Origin of the sequence: Escherichia sp. E14V7, from assembly GCF_004212225.1 — a bacterium.
Classification (GTDB): domain Bacteria; phylum Pseudomonadota; class Gammaproteobacteria; order Enterobacterales; family Enterobacteriaceae; genus Escherichia.
In genome coordinates this window covers 15,000-33,083 of the sequence record NZ_RHJJ01000009.1, presented here as the reverse complement: position 1 = coordinate 33,083, position 18,084 = coordinate 15,000, and the positions used below count along the sequence as shown (strand labels likewise).

Sequence of the window (18,084 nt, the reverse complement as noted above, 5' to 3'; positions counted from 1 at the left end):
TTTGAATTTTTAGTTCAATTCTTTAAAGTCGTGGTGCGAGGGGGGGGACTTGAACCCCCACGTCCGTAAGAACACTAACACCTGAAGCTAGCGCGTCTACCAATTCCGCCACCTTCGCATTGTCACAACTTCTAATAATGGGGTGGCTAATGGGATTCGAACCCACGACAACTGGAATCACAATCCAGGGCTCTACCAACTGAGCTATAGCCACCACTACAAATCTTGTTACGCGGTATTACTACCACCGCAGCTCAAGCGCCGGGACTAAATGGCGCGCCCGACAGGATTCGAACCTGAGACCTCTGCCTCCGGAGGGCAGCGCTCTATCCAGCTGAGCTACGGGCGCTTAGCGCCGTTGCGGGGGTGGATAATACGGACTTCCCACCCCTCTGTCTAGTCCCTTTTTAAATAAAATGCGCGTTTGGTTACGGTTTGCGCGCTTTGCTGCTTATTTCTCCAGTTTATGCGCTTTACCGTGGCGATTAAGGCCAAAAACTTTATAAATCGCCGTCGCCGCCAGCATGAAGATGATGCCGACAAACAGCGACATACGGGTATCTTCATTAAAGTACATACCGATCAAAACGCAAATCAGGAATGCCATTGTTACGTAGTTGGCCCACGGGAACAGGATTGAGCGGAACGGATGGCTGGCAATCGCCGCTTTGTGTGCACGACGAAAACGCAGCTGGCTTATCAAAATCACAAACCACGGCACCATGCCCGGAAGCACGCTGGCACTGTAGACGTAGACAAACACGCGCTGTGGGTTAGGGATGATATAGTTTAGGCATGAGCCAATTAGCAGGATAACAATGGATACCGCCACTCCTGCAACCGGCACACCGTGACGGGAAACTTTCGCCATCACCGCCGGTAACTGACGGTTTTTCGCCAGCGCGTAGAGCATACGTCCGCAACTGTACATGCCGCTGTTACAGCCAGAGAGCGCAGCCGTCAGCACCACAAAGTTGATAATGCCCGCCGCTGCGGTAATACCGATTTTGGCAAAAGTCAGTACGAACGGGCTGCCGTTGCTGCCTATTTCATTCCACGGGAAGATGGTGACGATAACGAAAATCGCGCCAACGTAGAAAATCAGGATTCGCCACAGCACCTTGCCTACGGCACTGCGCAGCGTCACCTGCGGATTCTTCGCTTCACCAGCGGTGATGCCAATCAGCTCCACACCCTGGTAGGACGCCACCACAATACACAGAGCGGTCAGGAACCCTTTCCAGCCACCCGCAAAGAAACCGCCATGCTCTGTGAGATTGCTAAAACCAATCGACTGCCCACCATTGCCAAAGCCAAAGAAAATCACGCCCAGGCCAATGACAATCATCACGATAATCGTGGTGACTTTGATCATCGCGAACCAGAACTCGATTTCACCGTACAACCGCACCGCTGCCAGATTCGCCAGTGCCACCAGCGCCACCGCGATCAATGCGGGTATCCACTGCGCCATCTCCGGGAACCAGAACTGAACATAAACGCCAATGGCGGTGATTTCTGAGATCCCCACCGCCATCCACATAAACCAGTAAGACCAGGCAGTGAGATAGCCAAAGAACGGGCTCATGTAACGATGCGCATAAACGGCGAACGAACCGGTAACCGGTTCGAGGAACAACATTTCGCCCATTGAACGCATGATGAAAAAGACGAACAGCCCGGCGATGATATAGGCCAACAATACGGATGGCCCGGCCCATTTCAGGGTACTGGCGGCCCCCATAAACAGGCCGACGCCAATGGTGCCCCCCAGGGCGATGAGTTCGATATGTCGAGCTTCCAGCCCACGCTGTAGCTCTGGTTTGTTATCTGCCATAAATCCTCGTGTTGTGTTTGCATGCTTTCCGGTGTTACCGGTTATCGTTATGGGTACATCGAGTGTTGCGAATGTTTTCGTAATTCAGGAGAAATGGCAAATAAAGCATTAAAAATTTGAATGCTTTGTGTAATAAAAAGACAGGCAGGCGACGAAGTGACCACTCCGTCGCTTTACAGAGAGAGGAAAATCAGAGATCGCCGGTGTAATGCCAGCGTAAATAACGCAGCAAACGAAGCTGGCGCTTAATGCGACTCGGCTGCGAAAGCAGTCTATAAAGCCACTCCAGTCCCAGCGTTTGCCAGATTTTCGGCGCGCGTTTTACGTGACCGGTGAAAACATCATAAGTCCCGCCAACGCCCATATACAGCGCATTAGGGTGCACCAGGCGGCAGTCGCGCATGAAGATCTCCTGCTTTGGTGACCCCATTGCGACAGTGACGATTTGCGCACCACTGGCGTGAATACGCTCAAACAGCGCCTGACGCTGCTCAGGCTTGAAATAACCGTCCTGGCTGCCAACGATATTCACATTCCACTGGTCGCGCAGTTTAGCTTCGGTCTGCGCCAGCACATCAGATTTACCGCCCACAAGAAATACCGGCGTCTCTTCCTTGCCAGCGCGCGCCATTACTTCTTCCCAGAGATCGGCACCGGCAACGCGGGAAACCTGTGCCTGCGGGTACTTTTTACGCACCGACCGCACAACGCTAATGCCATCGGCATATTTAAATTCGGCAGCGTTAATTAACTCCCTGACCTCGGCGTTATCTTCAATGGTCAGCATTTTTTCGGCATTAATGGCAACCAGCGTTCCCTGCTTAAGCTGCCCGTCAGCGAACAGATAATCGAGGGCATGCTGCATATCACGCCAACCGATCAACTGTAAGCCACGCAGCGTATAGGTCGGTGCCGTGGTGTTGTTATTCATTGTTATCCTTCAACCTGCGTCCGGAGCGATGATTTTATTCGTTTATGAACGAGTCCGGCGCTATCAAAAAGCCAGTACAGCAGTTTTGCAATCATCAGGCTTGCGCCGAAGACCACGATAAAAAAGACGACACGCGAGACAAACGAATCCAACCCTTCGCGCGCCAGCACGATCATATTGAAGATCGCCCCGAAGCAGAAACTGTGGAGAATCGCAGCCTTATAGCGATTAGTTTCGCGGTTACCCAGCTCATACAACCAGTCGAACCATTTGATGATCAGACCAACCACAATCGCCCCGAGCGGGATGAACAACGCGCCGCCCATAACAACCAGTGAGCCTATAAGCGTAGGCGAGATCGCCAGCCCGGAGTGGTTATTCAGCACTTCCCAAGTAAAGTAGTTGGCGGAGTTCAGCACCATACTCGGACGCCCCGGCCACAGCCAGGAAGGGATAAAGACATAGAAATCGCGGACAATTGGAGCCAGGCCCTGGAAGTCGATGTTGTCATAGTTCTGCAACAGCAGCGCCAGATTCTCCCACGGCGAGAAGGTGTCGCGGGTGAGATAGAGAAACGTATAGAACGCCTCATCGCCGCTGACGCTCATTCCATAGCGTTTTAGCGCCAGCCAGAACATGCCAACAATCCCCAGCACGCCCGCCGCCGCCAGCATCCACAACGAAATCCAGCCGCGAATAATGCCGATAAACAGGAAGATAGCAAACGCGATAATGATATTGGCGCGAGTGCCGCCGACAATCATGTAAGTCAGCAAACCGAAGGCAACCGTGCTGACGAGGAAAAACAACCACGCTTTGCTGTCCTGGCGCAGAAAGTAGACCACTAACATTGCCGGGATGAAAAAGTAAAAGAAACGCTTTAACGCCACGCCGGAGACTTCGCTGGAGAAGATCTGGCTGTAGGAGTTAAGCCGGAACAGCAAAAAACCGTTATGCATGAAAAAGATGCCAACGCTCACCAGCGCGATGCCCATCAGAATCACCCACGTGAGATTGGTTTCTACGCGGTTCATGGTAAACACTGGACGGCGCGGTGCATCGGCAACGCGTTTGCGTAAACGTGTTTTGTAAGTGACGTAGTAAACTGCGTAAAATCCCCCCGCAGAAAGTAACGCCTGCAACAAGATCTCTGGCGGCACCACGGCAACATCAAAGCGAAACACCAGCAAGCTGGTCAGCGGGAAGCCGAAGAAAAAGGTCAGCAAAAACAGCAATGAAAAGAAGACATTGAAGTTAAAGCGCACGCGGCGAAACTCAAACCATGTCAGCGTGGCGATAAACAGCGTGCAGAGCAGCCAGACAACAAAAAGACCGCTGAATTGCAGCAGGCTCATGCGACCTCCCCGGTGGCAATAGCCAGCGCCCGCTGCCAGCCTTGCAGATAGTTCGGACTAAAGAAGGCAATGTTGTTTTTATCCACCGACGCCAACTGGCGCTGCGCTTCACGCACAATATCTTCATTGAGATCGTCAGTGGTAAACAGCACCGGCAAATGCTGTTCTGTCATATCCTGCCAGAACGGATTTTCCCGGTTAAGCACACAAGGAATGCCCGCCTGAATCAGCAAGCACAGCGTACCAATGCCCTGCTGGCGGGCAAAAATAAAGTAGCCGAGATCGCACTGGCGAAGTAGCGCCAGATAGGCGTCAAATTCCAGTTTTTCGCTCAGCACTTGCAGATTTTCTTCGCTGAATAACTCGAGCCCCGCCTGACGAACTTCGTCGATATACGCTTCGTTATTAGGCGGATAGCCCATCGGTACAACCACTTTTACCGTATCGCCAAACTGCTGATGAACAGCACGCAAAGCGGCGATATGCTCATTGCTGCGATCGCCGGAGTTCCCTACTAAAATGGTCATTTTCCCTTCACGTTGCCGATCGTTCGCCATTGTATTGAGAGAAGGGTCCATCCGGGTTGGGAAGTAAATCAGTTCGCCCCGCACCTTTGGATGCGTTTTGGCAAAAAAGCTCAAGTCTCCCCGAGTGGCAAACACACAGCCCACACGCTTTTGTGCCAGTCGGCGCAGAGGATAAAAGAGTTTATATCTCAAGCCACTGGAAAGCTCATACAGATCTGCCCCCCAGATATGCCAGTAAAACTGGCTGGGCTTGATTCCGCCACTAAGCAGCGCCAGCCACAGCTTTGGATTGAACTGACCGTGGAAGAAAAACCGCTGCTGACGGTTAGCTTTTGCTTTCGCGATGACCGCTTCCGCCAGCGATTTTTTCCCAGGGAAAAATTGCACAGAAAGCGCCGGACAGCTATCACTTAAGCCGTCGTCCTTGCCAGCAACCATAAACTCGCGCGCGTGCTCGCTCGTCGCGGCCAGCGCGTCATTGAAAAACCGCAGAACGGTTTGGTTATGGTGAGGGATATCCGATCCCAGTACGTGAATCAGTACAGTCATGCCCGCCTACGCCAGAGTAAAAACACGCCACAACAAAGAGAGAAATAGACGATATAGGTTGCCATGTAGGCCTGCGCCGCGCCCAGGGCGCCATGCACGGGGATCAACCAGTGGGCAAATACCATCAATAAAGTGAACTGGCTGACTTCCGCCAGAATATAAAACCGCAGCGACGCTTTGGCGATCACCAGATAACCAAAGACATAGGCGCCCACTTTCAACACATCGCCGACCAACTGCCAGGCAAAGAGATCCCGCATGGCGGTAAATTTATTCGACAACAGTAGCCAGATGGCAAAATCACGCAGTAGCCAGACGGTGAAACTCGCTGCTGCCACGGCCGGTAAAACAAATTTCAGCGACTTCACCACTTCCCGGGTGATATCGCGTTTTTCCGTTAGCCGCGACAACGTGGGCAGTAAATATACACTGAACGATGCGGTAATAAATTGCAGGTAGGCGTCGGAAATACTGCTCACCCCTTGCCAGATCCCCACTTCATCCCAGCTATACTGCGCCGCCAGCAGTTTACGCATCATGATGTACGCAACGGGCAAGGTCACCGACGTAATCAACGCCATGAGCGTAAATTTGCTCAACTGCCCTGCCAGACCGTTATCCCAACTGGGTTTCAGATAGCTTAACGGGACAGCGCCACGCTTAATTAACATGACAGCGGCAGGCATTACCACCAGCGCGGGAATCAGCGCCAGACCAAGCAACGCGCCTTCATAACCGCCAAAACGGTAACTGACATAATAAGCGATAACGCCAATCAGGCTGCCGACAATCAGTGATAATGCATTACCCGCGGCATCGCGAAAGCCTTTCATTAGCGCCAGCAACAGGTTGCCCCAGGCGATCCCCATTTGCACCAGCGCCACTAAACGCACCAGCCCCTGATAGTCGGTATTACCAAACAATCCCTGGCTGATTGGCTCAGCCGCCAGCACAAAGACCAGCGCCATCAGCGTGGAGAAGCCAAGCACCATCGCAGATGAAGTGCCGACCACACGGCGCAGCTGCTGCGGATTATCATGGTACTGGGCAACGTATTTGGTTACGCCATTAAAGATGCCCGCCCCGGCAAGCACGCCGAGCACGGTAATCAACTGGCGGAAATTTGCCGCCAGCCCTAGTCCTGCCGGACCAAATGACACCGCCAGTAATTTACCAACCAGTAACCCAGCGCCAATCTTGACCAGTGTACTGGCCGCCGTCCACAAGGACGCTTTTGCCAGTGACATATCAGGAGAAGTAGTTCAACAAGGTCGCAATTACCGTGCGCTGATTGACGGACGACAGGTTGTAGAACAGCGGCAGGCGCAGCAGGCGCTCGCTCTCTTTGGTGGTGTAACGATCTTCACCATGAAACTCACCAAAGCGTTCCCCCGCAGGGCTTGCGTGCAGCGGAATGTAATGGAACACCGCCATGATTTCCGCTTCCTTCAGGAAGCTAATCAACGCGCTCCGGTCATCAATATCCCGCAGCTTGATGTAGAACATATGCGCGTTCTGCACGCAGTCATCCGGAATCGACGGCAGCTCGATACGCCCGGCTTTCGCCAGAGGTGCTAACGCATCGTAGTAGTTTTGCCACAGCGCCAGACGTTGCTGGTTGATGCGTTCGGCTGCTTCCAGTTGCGCCCACAGATACGCAGCTTGCAGATCGGACATCAAATAGCTGGAGCCGATATCGCGCCAGGTATATTTATCAACCTGACCACGGAAGAACTGGCTGCGGTTAGTCCCTTTTTCGCGAATGATCTCGGCACGTTCAATCAACGCTTTATCGTTAATCAGCGTCGCCCCGCCTTCACCACCCGCCGTGTAATTTTTGGTTTCATGGAAGCTAAAGCAGCCAATATGGCCAATGGTTCCCAGCGCGCGCCCTTTGTAAGTGGACATCACGCCCTGAGCGGCATCTTCCACCACAAACAGGTTATGCTTTTTCGCCAACGCCATAATGGTGTCCATTTCACAGGCCACGCCCGCGTAATGCACCGGCACGATAACGCGCGTTTTATCGGTGATCGCCGCTTCAATCCGCGTTTCGTCGATGTTCATGGTGTCCGGGCGAACATCAACAAAAACGATTTTTGCTCCACGTAGCACAAAGGCATTGGCGGTGGAGACAAAGGTGTAGCTCGGCATGATCACTTCATCGCCAGGCTGGATATCGAGCAGCAACGCCGCCATCTCCAGCGAAGCGGTGCAGGACGGCGTCAGCAGCACTTTGGCGCTGCCAAAACGTTGCTCCAGCCACTGCTGGCAGCGACGGGTAAAACCGCCATCGCCACACAGTTTGCCGCTACCCATTGCCGACTGCATATAGTCGAGTTCGGTTCCCACCACCGGCGGTGCGTTAAATGGAATCATGTGATCACCTGTATAACCAGTACGCGGTGCTTTCTATATTCGCACCACTTTGTATGTATCGTTTAAGCGCGGCGGTGTTGCCCATCTGGGTCGCCACCCGCAAAGTTGTTTTACCGCGAGCATACGCCCAGTTTAGCGCTGCTTGCATCAGGTGCGCACCTGCTCCGCGTCCTGCCAGTAAACCAATGCGCGCGTCAGTGGCATTCAACTCTCGCAGAGAAACATAGCCGCGAATCTCGCCGGAAGCCGCGCGTAAAACCAGGCATTGATGATCAAAGGTGCCGCGCACGGCATTTTCAATCCACTGCGCATAAAAGCGGCCGCTGGCGTCAGGCGCATACCACGGCGCACGAAAACGGCTTTGCGCGAATGCTTCACGGGCTAACTGGCGTAGTACTGGAATATCTGATTCCTGAGCCACTTCCGCATGGCTTTCACTGACGTTGATCACGGGGAGAGCCAAATCCACTTCCCCTTCTACCAGAGAGAATCCCAGCTGTTGCAGAGCATCCAGTTCATCGGTATTGGATGCGGCAATTTTTGCCTGCACCCGTGACCACGGCGCCAAAACGTCTGGTGTCAGGAGCGGTGCATCAGGACTAATGCGCACGATGGCGCTGTTAACGCCAAAGAAGGCGTTTTCCCAGGTTAGTGGTTCAATACTGGCGCGGACGGGCATTCTCTATCTCCCTCAACACAGTCTTTTACTGTAATCAGTATCAGCGCCAGACTCCTTTGGTATCCACCACATACAGCTGCTGTACATCATCGCCGCTAATGGCTTTAAACTGGCTGTGATCTACCAGCATCACCAGCACATCTGCCGTCGCCAGCGCCTCGTCAAGCTGCGCCAGCATACAAAGCCCGGTCAGTTTTTTCGGCAACTGGTGAATATTAGGCTCAACAACCAGCGTTTCGCCGCTGTGCCACTGGGCGATCAGTTCAGCGATTTCCATCGCCGGGCTTTCGCGCAGATCATCTATATTCGGTTTAAACGCCAGACCAAAGCAGGCAATTTTCAGCTCGCTGGCGCGTTTATCAGTGGCAGCCAGACAATCAGCGACCGCCGCTTTCACCTGATCGATAACCCAGAAAGGCTTGTGATCGTTCACTTCGCGCGCGGTACGGATAAGCTGCGCCTGCTGCGGGTTCTGTGCCACGATAAACCACGGATCAACAGCGATACAGTGACCGCCCACGCCCGGACCAGGCTGGAGAATATTGACTCGTGGATGGCGATTCGCCAGACGAATCAGTTCCCAGACGTTAATTCCTTGCTCGGCACAAATCAGCGACAGTTCGTTAGCAAAAGCAATATTCACGTCGCGGAAGCTGTTTTCTGTGAGCTTACACATTTCCGCCGTCCGCGAGTTAGTGACGACACACTCACCTTCGAGGAAAATTTTGTACAGTTCGCTGGCGCGCGCCGAGCAAACTGGCGTCATGCCGCCAATGACGCGATCGTTTTTAATCAGCTCGACCATCACCTGGCCCGGCAACACGCGTTCCGGGCAATAAGCAATATTGACGTCCGCCTGCTCACCCACCTGCTGCGGGAAAGTCAGGTCCGGACGCATCTCTGCTAACCATTCTGCCATCTTCTCGGTTGAGCCCACCGGCGAGGTGGATTCAAGAATCACCAACGCGCCTTTTTTCAGCACCGGCGCAATGGAGCGGGCAGCCGATTCGACGTAGGCCATATCCGGCTCATGATCGCCTTTAAATGGCGTTGGGACAGCAATCAGCCAGGCATCAGCCTCAACCGGCGTCGTACTCGCTCGTAAAAAACCACCTTCTACGGCAGTTTTTACCACGCTCGCTAAATCAGGTTCGACGATATGGATTTCGCCACGATTGATGGTATCAACCGCTTGTTGGTTGATATCAACACCAATCACCTGTTTTTGCCGTGAGGCAAACGCAGCCGCCGTTGGCAGCCCGATATAACCTAGTCCGATAACAGAAATGGTCGCAAAACTCATAGTGATATCCGATTATTTTTTAACGCTTCCAAAATGCGAGAGCATGCCTGACCATCACCATACGGGTTATGGGCGCGGCTCATAGTTTGATATTCATCTTCGTCTTCTAAAAGACGCGTCACTTCCTCGACGATCCGTTGCTTATCCGTCCCCACCAGACGTACCGTACCTGCGGTCACCGCTTCTGGGCGTTCGGTGGTATCGCGCATCACCAGCACCGGTTTACCCAGAGAAGGTGCTTCTTCCTGAATGCCGCCAGAGTCAGTCAAAATCAACCAGGCGTGGTTCATCAACCAGACAAACGGTAAATACTCCTGGGGATCAATCAAAATGACATTTTTCACATGCCCCAGAATGCGATTGACCGGCTCTCTGACATTCGGGTTAAGGTGTACCGGATAAACAATCTGGATGTCCTGATGAGTGGTAGCGATTTCAGCCAGCGCATGGCAGATTTCTTCAAAACCACGACCAAAGCTCTCACGCCTGTGACCGGTCACCAGAATCATCTTTTTATCGGGGTCGATAAACGGGTAATTTGCCGCCAGTTCTGAACGCAGCGTATCGCTGCTCATTACCTGGTCGCGCACCCACAGCAGCGCATCAATTACTGTATTACCGGTAATAAATATTCGGCTGTCAGCGACGTTTTCACGCAGCAAATTTTGCCGGGAAGTTTCAGTTGGTGAGAAATGGTACATCGCCAGATGCCCGGTCAATGTACGGTTAGCCTCTTCCGGCCACGGCGAATAGAGATCGCCCGTGCGCAGTCCGGCCTCAACGTGACCAACAGGAATTCGCTGATAAAACGCTGCCAGGCTGGTTGCCAATGTGGTGGTAGTATCACCGTGAACCAGCACAACGTCTGGTTTGAACTCGGCAAGAATAGGTTTTAGTCCTTCCAGAATCCGACAGGTTATCTCTGTCAGGCCCTGTCCTGGCTGCATTATGTTGAGATCGTAGTCAGGTACAATGGAAAAGAGTTTCAGCACCTGATCGAGCATCTCCCGATGCTGCGCAGTGACGCAAACTTTAGCCTCAAAAAAAGGATCTTTTGCCAACGCATGCACCAACGGCGCCATCTTGATGGCTTCCGGGCGCGTACCAAATACAGTCAGTACTTTCACATCGATTCTCTTCGAATAAGCGGCGAGCGCCTTTGCGCTCACCACAGCTGTGTTGCTATTTCGAGCAACGGCGGGTTAATGCGACACCAGCCCCGATCAGCCCCCCGACAATGCCCCACATAATCATCAGGAAGGCACGACGTGGGCTATCGCGTTTTACCGGTTCTTCCGGTGTACGCAAATAGCGATAGGTCTGAAAACGCGGATCCAGGGTTGGACCAACATTAAGGGTGTTTAACATGGCCCGATTCTGATCATAGTCGAGATCAAAGGCTGGGCCGACAGCCTGTAAATTTTCGAGTCGCGCCTGGAGCATCGGGCGCCCCAACAGGAACATTTCTGAATCAGGTAATTCCTCGGCTGGCACGTCTGTCGCACTGCGAGAAATATTGTGTTGCTCGGCGATTTTAAGTGCCTGTTCAATACTGTTCATCCGGCGGTCGTAGATGGACTTAGCCACTTCTTCCTGACGCTTCACCTGAGCTTTCATCTGAATAGTGCGCGCCGCCCATGCGCCTTTCAGCTCATCATTCAGATGGCTGGCTGCACGCTGGCTGGCAAAAGCAACATATTGACGAAGCAGGTTATTAGCATCGGGGGCGGTTTCGGCAACCAGCTTAACGCTGTCATTGACCGCGCGGGCGAAATCACCAGGAATAAACAGGATGTTGTTGATCATTTCATCCAGCAGAGCCGCATCGGCTTTACTGTTACCGACCATCCGCTGTTTGTAATAGTCAGTCTGCAACCAGAAATCGCGGCGGGTATCCCACGACGCCAGTTGCATAACAAACTCTTTATAGGCTTCATCCATAACCGATGGTTGGTCGGCAGGGGCCATATTTGAACGAACATCCAGGTTACGCAAAAATTGCTGCTGCGAGTAGTACCCGCCCAGCATATTCACGGTTGGACGATCGGTAATCGCCGTCGCACTCCACTCCTGACGCGCAAAAAAAGTATACGCCAACGCGATTAAGGCAAACACCAGCCCCATGCCAATAATCCACAGCTTCCCAGCCCACAAGGTACGAAACAACCCACGAATATCCAGTTCATTTTCAGCGTCTTCGGCTGGTTTCCCAGGCATTGGTTGCGTCATTACATCCTCATTTTATTTGGTTAAATTAGGGCTGCCATCACGGTTTCTGCGCAGTCGACGTTTCACGCGTTTGATGAAGCGAGCAACCTTCCAGGCACGCTTAATGCAATAGCCATAGAGGAAGAATGCTAGCAAAAAGAGCACCAGCATGACCCATTCCGGGACAAAATGAGAATATTCTGCCAGTACGCCAATAGAAGCGAGTAGCGCTGCAGCAAGGGTAATCAACACAAACGCCTGACGAGAAGTAAATCCAGCGCGCATGATCAAATGATGAATGTGCTGTCGGTCAGGTGAGAATGGACTCATGCCTTTACGCAAACGACGATACATAATCGCCACCATGTCCATCAGCGGGATAGCAATGATCCATAAGGCGGTAACCGGGCTGATTGGATGTGTGGCTCCCTGGGTAGTTTCCAACAGGATCCAGATAACAGTAAAACCAATCAACGTACTACCCGCATCGCCCATAAAGACTTTGTAGCGACGCCCCAGAATACCAAGGTTTAGCATGATATAAGGCAGGATGGCGGCGATCATGGCAAAGCACCAGATAGCGAGGCTGGTTTGCCCGTCGAACCACAAAATCATACCGATTGCCGCAAACGAGACACAGGATAACCCGCCCAGCAAGCCATCAATACCATCGACCATGTTGAAGGCATTAATCGCCGCCCAGACAGCAAACAGCGTCAGAAAGTAACCAAACGGTCCGAGCACCATCTCCCAGGAGCCAAAGATATAACCCAAACTACTGAGATAAAGTTTGCCGAACACCATCATAACGACGCCAATGATAGCTTGTATGGTAGCGCGGATTTTTACGCTGATATCAAAACGGTCATCCAGCGCGCCGATGAACACAAGGACACCGGCACAAGCCAGGTAGAGAGCTGCATGTGGAATATAGTAATCGACAATTCCGAACGTGAAGCAAATCCCTGCGTAAACCGAAATACCCCCAACGAGCGGTATCAATCCCTGGTGACGTTTGCGGAAGTTAGGTTTATCCACTAAACCGACTTTTTTTGCCACCTTGCGGGCAAAAAACAGAAACAGTGTCGTGAATAAAAAAATACTGATGAGATCAGTACTCACTGTCAGTAAATTCACAATGCATGCTCTCAGAGAAAATTATTAGCTGAAGTATACCCACGAAGACCTTTATTCAGAAGGGAAACTACTTTCTGAATCTCTCAGAAATGAGCAAAAATCAACCAATTGATATGTAAATCGCATAAAACACCCGCAAAAACCAGGAATTTTCACACCATCACAGGTATACCGCTAAGATTACAGATATAAAAGCAAAACGCCACGTAAACACGTGGCGTTTTGCTGTAACACTAACTTATGAGCGTTTCATCATCTCGAAGAAATCATCATTGGTCTTGGTCATCGCAAGCTTATTAATGAGGAATTCCATTGCGTCGATTTCGCCCATCGGGTGAATGATTTTGCGCAGGATCCACATTTTCTGCAGCTCTTCCTGAGTGGTAAGCAACTCTTCTTTACGAGTACCAGAACGGTTGTAGTCGATTGCCGGGAAGACGCGTTTTTCAGCGATTTTACGAGAAAGGTGCAGTTCCATGTTACCTGTACCTTTAAACTCTTCGTAGATAACTTCGTCCATTTTGGAGCCGGTATCGATTAGCGCCGTTGCAATGATGGTCAGGCTACCGCCCTCTTCCACATTACGTGCTGCACCGAAGAAGCGTTTCGGACGATGCAGGGCGTTGGCGTCCACACCACCGGTCAACACTTTACCGGAAGCCGGTACGACGGTGTTGTAGGCACGAGCCAGACGAGTGATGGAGTCGAGCAGAATAATAACGTCTTTCTTATGCTCAACCAGGCGTTTTGCCTTCTCGATCACCATTTCCGCAACCTGAACGTGGCGAGATGCTGGTTCGTCGAAGGTAGAAGCAACAACTTCACCTTTAACCAGACGCTGCATCTCGGTCACTTCTTCCGGGCGTTCGTCAATCAGCAGAACCATCAGTACGCAGTCTGGATGGTTGTAAGCGATGCTCTGAGCAATGTTCTGCAGCAGCATGGTTTTACCCGCTTTTGGCGGTGCCACAATCAGACCACGTTGCCCACGACCGATAGGCGATGCCAGATCCAGTACGCGTGCGGTTAAATCTTCGGTAGAACCGTTACCACGTTCCATACGCAGACGAGAATTTGCGTGCAGCGGCGTTAAGTTCTCAAAGAGGATTTTGTTACGGGCGTTTTCTGGTTTGTCGAAGTTAACTTCGTTAACCTTCAGCAGCGCAAAATAGCGTTCACCTTCTTTCGGCGGGCGAATCTTACCAGAGATGGTATCACCAGTGCGGAGGTTGAAACGGCGGATTTGGCTAGGAGAAACGTAGATGTCATCAGGGCCGGCGAGGTAGGAGCTGTCTGCGGAACGGAGGAAACCAAATCCATCCTGCAATATCTCCAGTACGCCATCACCAAAGATATCTTCGCCACTCTTTGCGTGCTGCTTCAGGATGGCAAAAATAATGTCCTGCTTACGCATACGAGCCAGGTTTTCCAGCCCCATATTTTCGCCGAGAGTGATCAGCTCAGAAACCGGCGTATTCTTTAATTCGGTAAGATTCATAGTGGTGTGAGTTCTTAAACTTGGGGTAAATCTCGAACTTAATGTTGTGAATGGTATGGCAGGATCATCCATGCCTGTTTACGGTCATCAACTCATGTCTTTTCGCTGTCTGGTCACAGGAGAGTACGCAGAACTGAAACGACAAGACGGATTGAGTGACGAGCCAGAAATCTGTTCACTTCGCATTTAAGAAAAACAGGAAGCGTTGGATATTACAAGATTCAAACTTAATAAGGTATGTTTAATACGAAGTCAACATTAAGTTAGCATGACTCACGCCGGGCGTCCAGTTTTTAGCGACGGGGCACCCGAACATGAAATTCCCTTACGCCAGGTTAGCGTCGAGGAACTCTTTCAACTGACCTTTAGACAGTGCGCCCACTTTGGTTGCGGCCAATTCGCCGTTTTTGAACAGCAGCAGAGTCGGGATACCACGGATGCCATATTTCGGCGCAGTGCCAGGGTTTTGATCGATGTTCAGTTTTGCAACAGTCAGTTTGCCCTGATATTCGTCAGCGATTTCATCCAGAATCGGGGCGATCATTTTGCACGGACCGCACCACTCTGCCCAGAAATCAACGAGGATCGCCCCGTCCGCTTTGAGTACATCCGTGTCAAAACTGTCGTCAGTCAGGTGAATAATTTTATCGCTCATATATAACTCCACAGGAATAAGCCTGGCGTGTTGGTTTCGTTGTTGGTGTAACATTAACCAACTAAAGGTTGACTTTATTTCACCGGATACGCTTTCGTAAAGCAATAGTAAGCTGATATTCTACCACACTATGAGCAAAACACATTTAACAGAACAGAAGTTTTCCGACTTCGCCCTGCATCCGAAAGTTGTAGAAGCCCTTGAAAAAAAAGGGTTTCATAACTGTACGCCCATTCAGGCACTGGCCCTTCCACTAACGCTGGTGGGTCGTGACGTAGCCGGGCAGGCGCAAACCGGTACCGGAAAAACGATGGCGTTTCTTACGTCAACGTTTCATTATCTTCTCTCTCATCCCGCGATTGCCGATCGCAAGGTGAATCAACCGCGTGCCTTAATTATGGCACCGACGCGTGAACTTGCCGTGCAGATCCACGCCGATGCGGAACCACTGGCGCAAGCTACTGGCCTGAAATTGGGTCTGGCTTACGGTGGCGACGGCTACGACAAACAGCTGAAAGTGCTGGAAAGCGGCGTTGACATTTTGATTGGCACCACGGGTCGTTTGATCGACTACGCCAAACAGAACCACATCAACCTCGGCGCCATTCAGGTAGTGGTGCTGGACGAAGCCGATCGTATGTACGATCTGGGCTTTATTAAAGATATCCGCTGGCTGTTCCGCCGTATGCCGCCTGCAAACCAGCGTCTCAACATGTTGTTCTCCGCCACGCTTTCGTACCGGGTACGTGAACTGGCGTTCGAGCAGATGAACAATGCCGAATATATTGAAGTGGAACCGGAACAGAAAACGGGCCACCGCATTAAAGAAGAACTTTTCTACCCTTCTAACGAAGAAAAGATGCGTTTATTGCAAACGCTGATCGAAGAAGAGTGGCCAGACAGAGCGATTATTTTCGCCAACACCAAACATCGTTGTGAAGAGATCTGGGGTCACCTGGCGGCAGATGGTCATCGTGTTGGCCTGTTAACGGGTGATGTAGCGCAGAAAAAACGTCTGCGTATTCTTGATGAATTTACCCGTGGTGATTTGGATATTCTGGTTGCCACCGATGTTGCCGCGCGTGGCCTGCATATCCCGGCTGTGACGCACGTCTTTAACTACGATTTACCCGATGACTGTGAAGATTACGTTCACCGTATTGGTCGTACAGGTCGCGCTGGCGCAAGTGGTCATTCCATCAGCCTGGCATGTGAAGAGTATGCATTGAATTTGCCTGCTATTGAGACCTATATTGGTCACTCAATTCCGGTAAGCAAATACAATCCGGACGCATTGATGACCGATCTGCCAAAACCGCTGCGCCTCACGCGCCCACGTACAGGCAATGGTCCGCGTCGTACTGGCGCTCCGCGTAATCGTCGTCGTTCAGGTTAAATAAAAAATGTCATACTCAAAATCATTCAAACTGTATCAAGATGGCAAGAGAATGAATCCCGACGAGCTTACTGTAGTAAGTGATTCGGGTGAAAGAACGCAGCCAACGCAGAGACAGATTGAAGGATGAAGAGTATGGGTTCCACCTCGTCGCTTTATGCCGCTATTGATCTCGGTTCGAATAGTTTTCATATGCTGGTTGTGCGCGAGGTGGCTGGCAGTATCCAGACGCTGACGCGAATTAAACGCAAAGTGCGTCTGGCTGCTGGCCTGAACAGCGAAAATGCCCTGTCTAATGAAGCAATGGAGCGCGGCTGGCAATGCCTGCGTCTGTTTGCTGAACGTTTGCAAGATATCCCTCCCTCGCAAATTCGCGTTGTCGCCACGGCGACGTTACGTCTTGCCGTCAATGCTGGTGATTTCATCGCAAAAGCGCAGGAAATCCTTGGCTGTCCGGTACAGGTCATTAGCGGTGAAGAGGAAGCACGCCTGATTTATCAGGGCGTTGCTCACACCACTGGCGGTGCAGATCAGCGCCTGGTGGTAGATATCGGCGGCGCCAGTACTGAACTGGTAACCGGCACTGGCGCACAAACGACGTCCTTGTTCAGCCTGTCTATGGGCTGCGTTACCTGGCTTGAGCGCTATTTTTCCGATCGTAATCTGGGGCAAGAAAACTTTGTCGCAGCCGAACAAGCCGCGCGCGAAGTGCTACGTCCTGTTGCCGATGAATTACGGTATCACGGCTGGAAGGTGTGCGTTGGTGCTTCCGGCACCGTGCAGGCTTTGCAGGAAATCATGATGGCGCAGGGTATGGATGAACGCATTACCCTGGCGAAATTGCAGCAACTGAAACAGCGCGCTATTCACTGTGGCAGGCTGGAAGAGCTGGAAATCGAAGGGCTGACGCTGGAACGCGCGTTAGTATTCCCAAGTGGTCTGGCGATCCTGATAGCCATTTTTACCGAGCTGAATATCCAGTGTATGACGCTGGCCGGCGGCGCACTGCGTGAAGGCCTGGTTTACGGCATGTTACATCTGGCGGTCGAGCAGGATATTCGCAGCCGAACACTGCGTAATATTCAACGTCGCTTTATGATTGATACCGATCAAGCACAGCGTGTGGCTAAACTTGCCGCTAACTTGTTCGATCAGGTCGAAAATACCTGGCATCTTGAAGCGATTAGCCGCGATTTACTGATCAGCGCCTGTCAGCTTCATGAAATTGGCCTTAGCGTTGACTTCAAACAAGCGCCGCAACATGCCGCTTATCTGGTGCGTAACCTGGATCTTCCTGGTTTTACCCCCGCGCAGAAAAAGCTGCTGGCGACGTTATTACTCAACCAGACGAATCCGGTCGATCTCTCATCGCTGCATCAGCAAAATGCCGTACCGCCGCGCGTCGCAGAACAACTCTGTCGTTTACTGCGCCTCGCCATCATTTTTGCCAGCCGTCGTCGTGATGATTTAGTACCAGATATTAAATTACAGGCCGATCATGAGCAGTTGACCTTAACGCTGCCACAAGGTTGGCTGACCCAGCATCCGCTGGGTACAGAGGTTATCGATCAGGAAAGCCAGTGGCAGAGCTATGTCCACTGGCCGCTGGAAGTGCATTAACGTGCAAGGT

At 51.8% G+C, this 18,084-nt stretch carries 16 protein-coding genes and 3 tRNA genes; 2 read left to right on the top strand and 17 right to left on the bottom strand.

The window, feature by feature from the left end; genetic code table 11:
- Window positions 1–31: 31 nt before the first annotated feature.
- The 17 genes from D9741_RS10860 to trxA all read right to left on the bottom strand — a co-directional run bounded on the left by D9741_RS10860 (window position 32) and on the right by trxA (window position 15,058).
- Window positions 32–118, bottom strand: a tRNA-Leu gene (locus D9741_RS10860).
- A 20-nt stretch (window positions 119–138) separates the two neighbouring features.
- Window positions 139–214: transfer RNA gene (locus tag D9741_RS10855), tRNA-His, on the bottom strand.
- A gap of 58 nt (window positions 215–272) precedes the next feature.
- Window positions 273–349: transfer RNA gene (locus D9741_RS10850), tRNA-Arg, on the bottom strand.
- A gap of 102 nt (window positions 350–451) precedes the next feature.
- The gene (locus tag D9741_RS10845; RefSeq protein WP_130219532.1) at window positions 452–1,837 is read right to left on the bottom strand and encodes an amino acid permease; all 1,386 of its coding nucleotides are present in this window, start codon (window positions 1,835–1,837) and stop codon (window positions 452–454) included.
- 190 nt (window positions 1,838–2,027) lie between these two features.
- A complete protein-coding gene (gene wecG, locus D9741_RS10840) occupies window positions 2,028–2,768 on the bottom strand; it encodes a lipopolysaccharide N-acetylmannosaminouronosyltransferase (protein WP_130219534.1) in 741 nt (246 codons plus the stop codon).
- A gap of 2 nt (window positions 2,769–2,770) precedes the next feature.
- The gene (wzyE, locus tag D9741_RS10835) at window positions 2,771–4,123 is read right to left on the bottom strand and encodes an ECA oligosaccharide polymerase (protein ID WP_130219536.1); all 1,353 of its coding nucleotides are present in this window, start codon (window positions 4,121–4,123) and stop codon (window positions 2,771–2,773) included.
- Window positions 4,120–5,199 carry a TDP-N-acetylfucosamine:lipid II N-acetylfucosaminyltransferase gene (rffT, locus tag D9741_RS10830; protein WP_130219538.1) on the bottom strand — a complete coding sequence of 360 codons (1,080 nt, stop codon included), beginning with the start codon at window positions 5,197–5,199 and terminating at the stop codon, window positions 4,120–4,122. Before rffT ends, wzyE begins: the two co-directional genes overlap by 4 nt.
- Entirely contained in the window at window positions 5,196–6,446 is a 1,251-nt protein-coding gene (gene wzxE, locus D9741_RS10825) for a lipid III flippase WzxE (protein WP_130219540.1), read from the bottom strand. The genes rffT and wzxE overlap by 4 nt, the downstream gene beginning before the upstream one ends.
- A gap of 1 nt (window position 6,447) precedes the next feature.
- The gene (gene rffA / locus D9741_RS10820; protein ID WP_130219542.1) at window positions 6,448–7,578 is read right to left on the bottom strand and encodes a dTDP-4-amino-4,6-dideoxygalactose transaminase; all 1,131 of its coding nucleotides are present in this window, start codon (window positions 7,576–7,578) and stop codon (window positions 6,448–6,450) included.
- 4 nt (window positions 7,579–7,582) lie between these two features.
- Entirely contained in the window at window positions 7,583–8,257 is a 675-nt protein-coding gene (gene rffC / locus D9741_RS10815; protein WP_130219544.1) for a dTDP-4-amino-4,6-dideoxy-D-galactose acyltransferase, read from the bottom strand.
- Window positions 8,258–8,297: 40 nt separating this feature from the next.
- Window positions 8,298–9,560 carry a UDP-N-acetyl-D-mannosamine dehydrogenase gene (gene wecC, locus D9741_RS10810; protein WP_130219547.1) on the bottom strand — a complete coding sequence of 421 codons (1,263 nt, stop codon included), beginning with the start codon at window positions 9,558–9,560 and terminating at the stop codon, window positions 8,298–8,300.
- Window positions 9,557–10,687, bottom strand: a complete 1,131-nt coding sequence (wecB, locus tag D9741_RS10805; protein ID WP_064530529.1) for a UDP-N-acetylglucosamine 2-epimerase (non-hydrolyzing) — start codon at window positions 10,685–10,687, stop codon at window positions 9,557–9,559. The genes wecC and wecB overlap by 4 nt, the downstream gene beginning before the upstream one ends.
- Before the next feature lie 55 nt (window positions 10,688–10,742).
- Window positions 10,743–11,789, bottom strand: coding sequence for an ECA polysaccharide chain length modulation protein (gene wzzE, locus D9741_RS10800; RefSeq protein WP_130219549.1), 1,047 nt, complete (start codon window positions 11,787–11,789; stop codon window positions 10,743–10,745).
- Between the two features lie 12 nt (window positions 11,790–11,801).
- Window positions 11,802–12,905 (bottom strand): UDP-N-acetylglucosamine--undecaprenyl-phosphate N-acetylglucosaminephosphotransferase, encoded by a 1,104-nt coding sequence (gene wecA / locus D9741_RS10795; RefSeq protein WP_130219551.1) that lies wholly within the window; start codon window positions 12,903–12,905, stop codon window positions 11,802–11,804.
- Window positions 12,906–13,143: 238 nt separating this feature from the next.
- On the bottom strand, window positions 13,144–14,403 hold the full coding sequence (rho, locus tag D9741_RS10790) for a transcription termination factor Rho (protein ID WP_001054527.1): 1,260 nt from the start codon (window positions 14,401–14,403) through the stop codon (window positions 13,144–13,146).
- Between the two features lie 87 nt (window positions 14,404–14,490).
- Window positions 14,491–14,589: a rho operon leader peptide RhoL gene (gene rhoL, locus D9741_RS10785; protein ID WP_032145636.1), complete on the bottom strand. Its 99-nt coding sequence runs from the start codon at window positions 14,587–14,589 to the stop codon at window positions 14,491–14,493.
- 139 nt (window positions 14,590–14,728) lie between these two features.
- Window positions 14,729–15,058: a thioredoxin TrxA gene (gene trxA, locus D9741_RS10780; RefSeq protein ID WP_064530526.1), complete on the bottom strand. Its 330-nt coding sequence runs from the start codon at window positions 15,056–15,058 to the stop codon at window positions 14,729–14,731.
- A gap of 130 nt (window positions 15,059–15,188) precedes the next feature.
- Here trxA and rhlB point away from each other — a divergent pair, with 130 nt between their 5' ends.
- A complete protein-coding gene (rhlB, locus tag D9741_RS10775; protein ID WP_130209386.1) occupies window positions 15,189–16,454 on the top strand; it encodes an ATP-dependent RNA helicase RhlB in 1,266 nt (421 codons plus the stop codon).
- 135 nt (window positions 16,455–16,589) lie between these two features.
- Entirely contained in the window at window positions 16,590–18,074 is a 1,485-nt protein-coding gene (gene gppA / locus D9741_RS10770) for a guanosine-5'-triphosphate,3'-diphosphate diphosphatase (RefSeq protein WP_130219553.1), read from the top strand.
- Window positions 18,075–18,084: the final 10 nt, after the last annotated feature.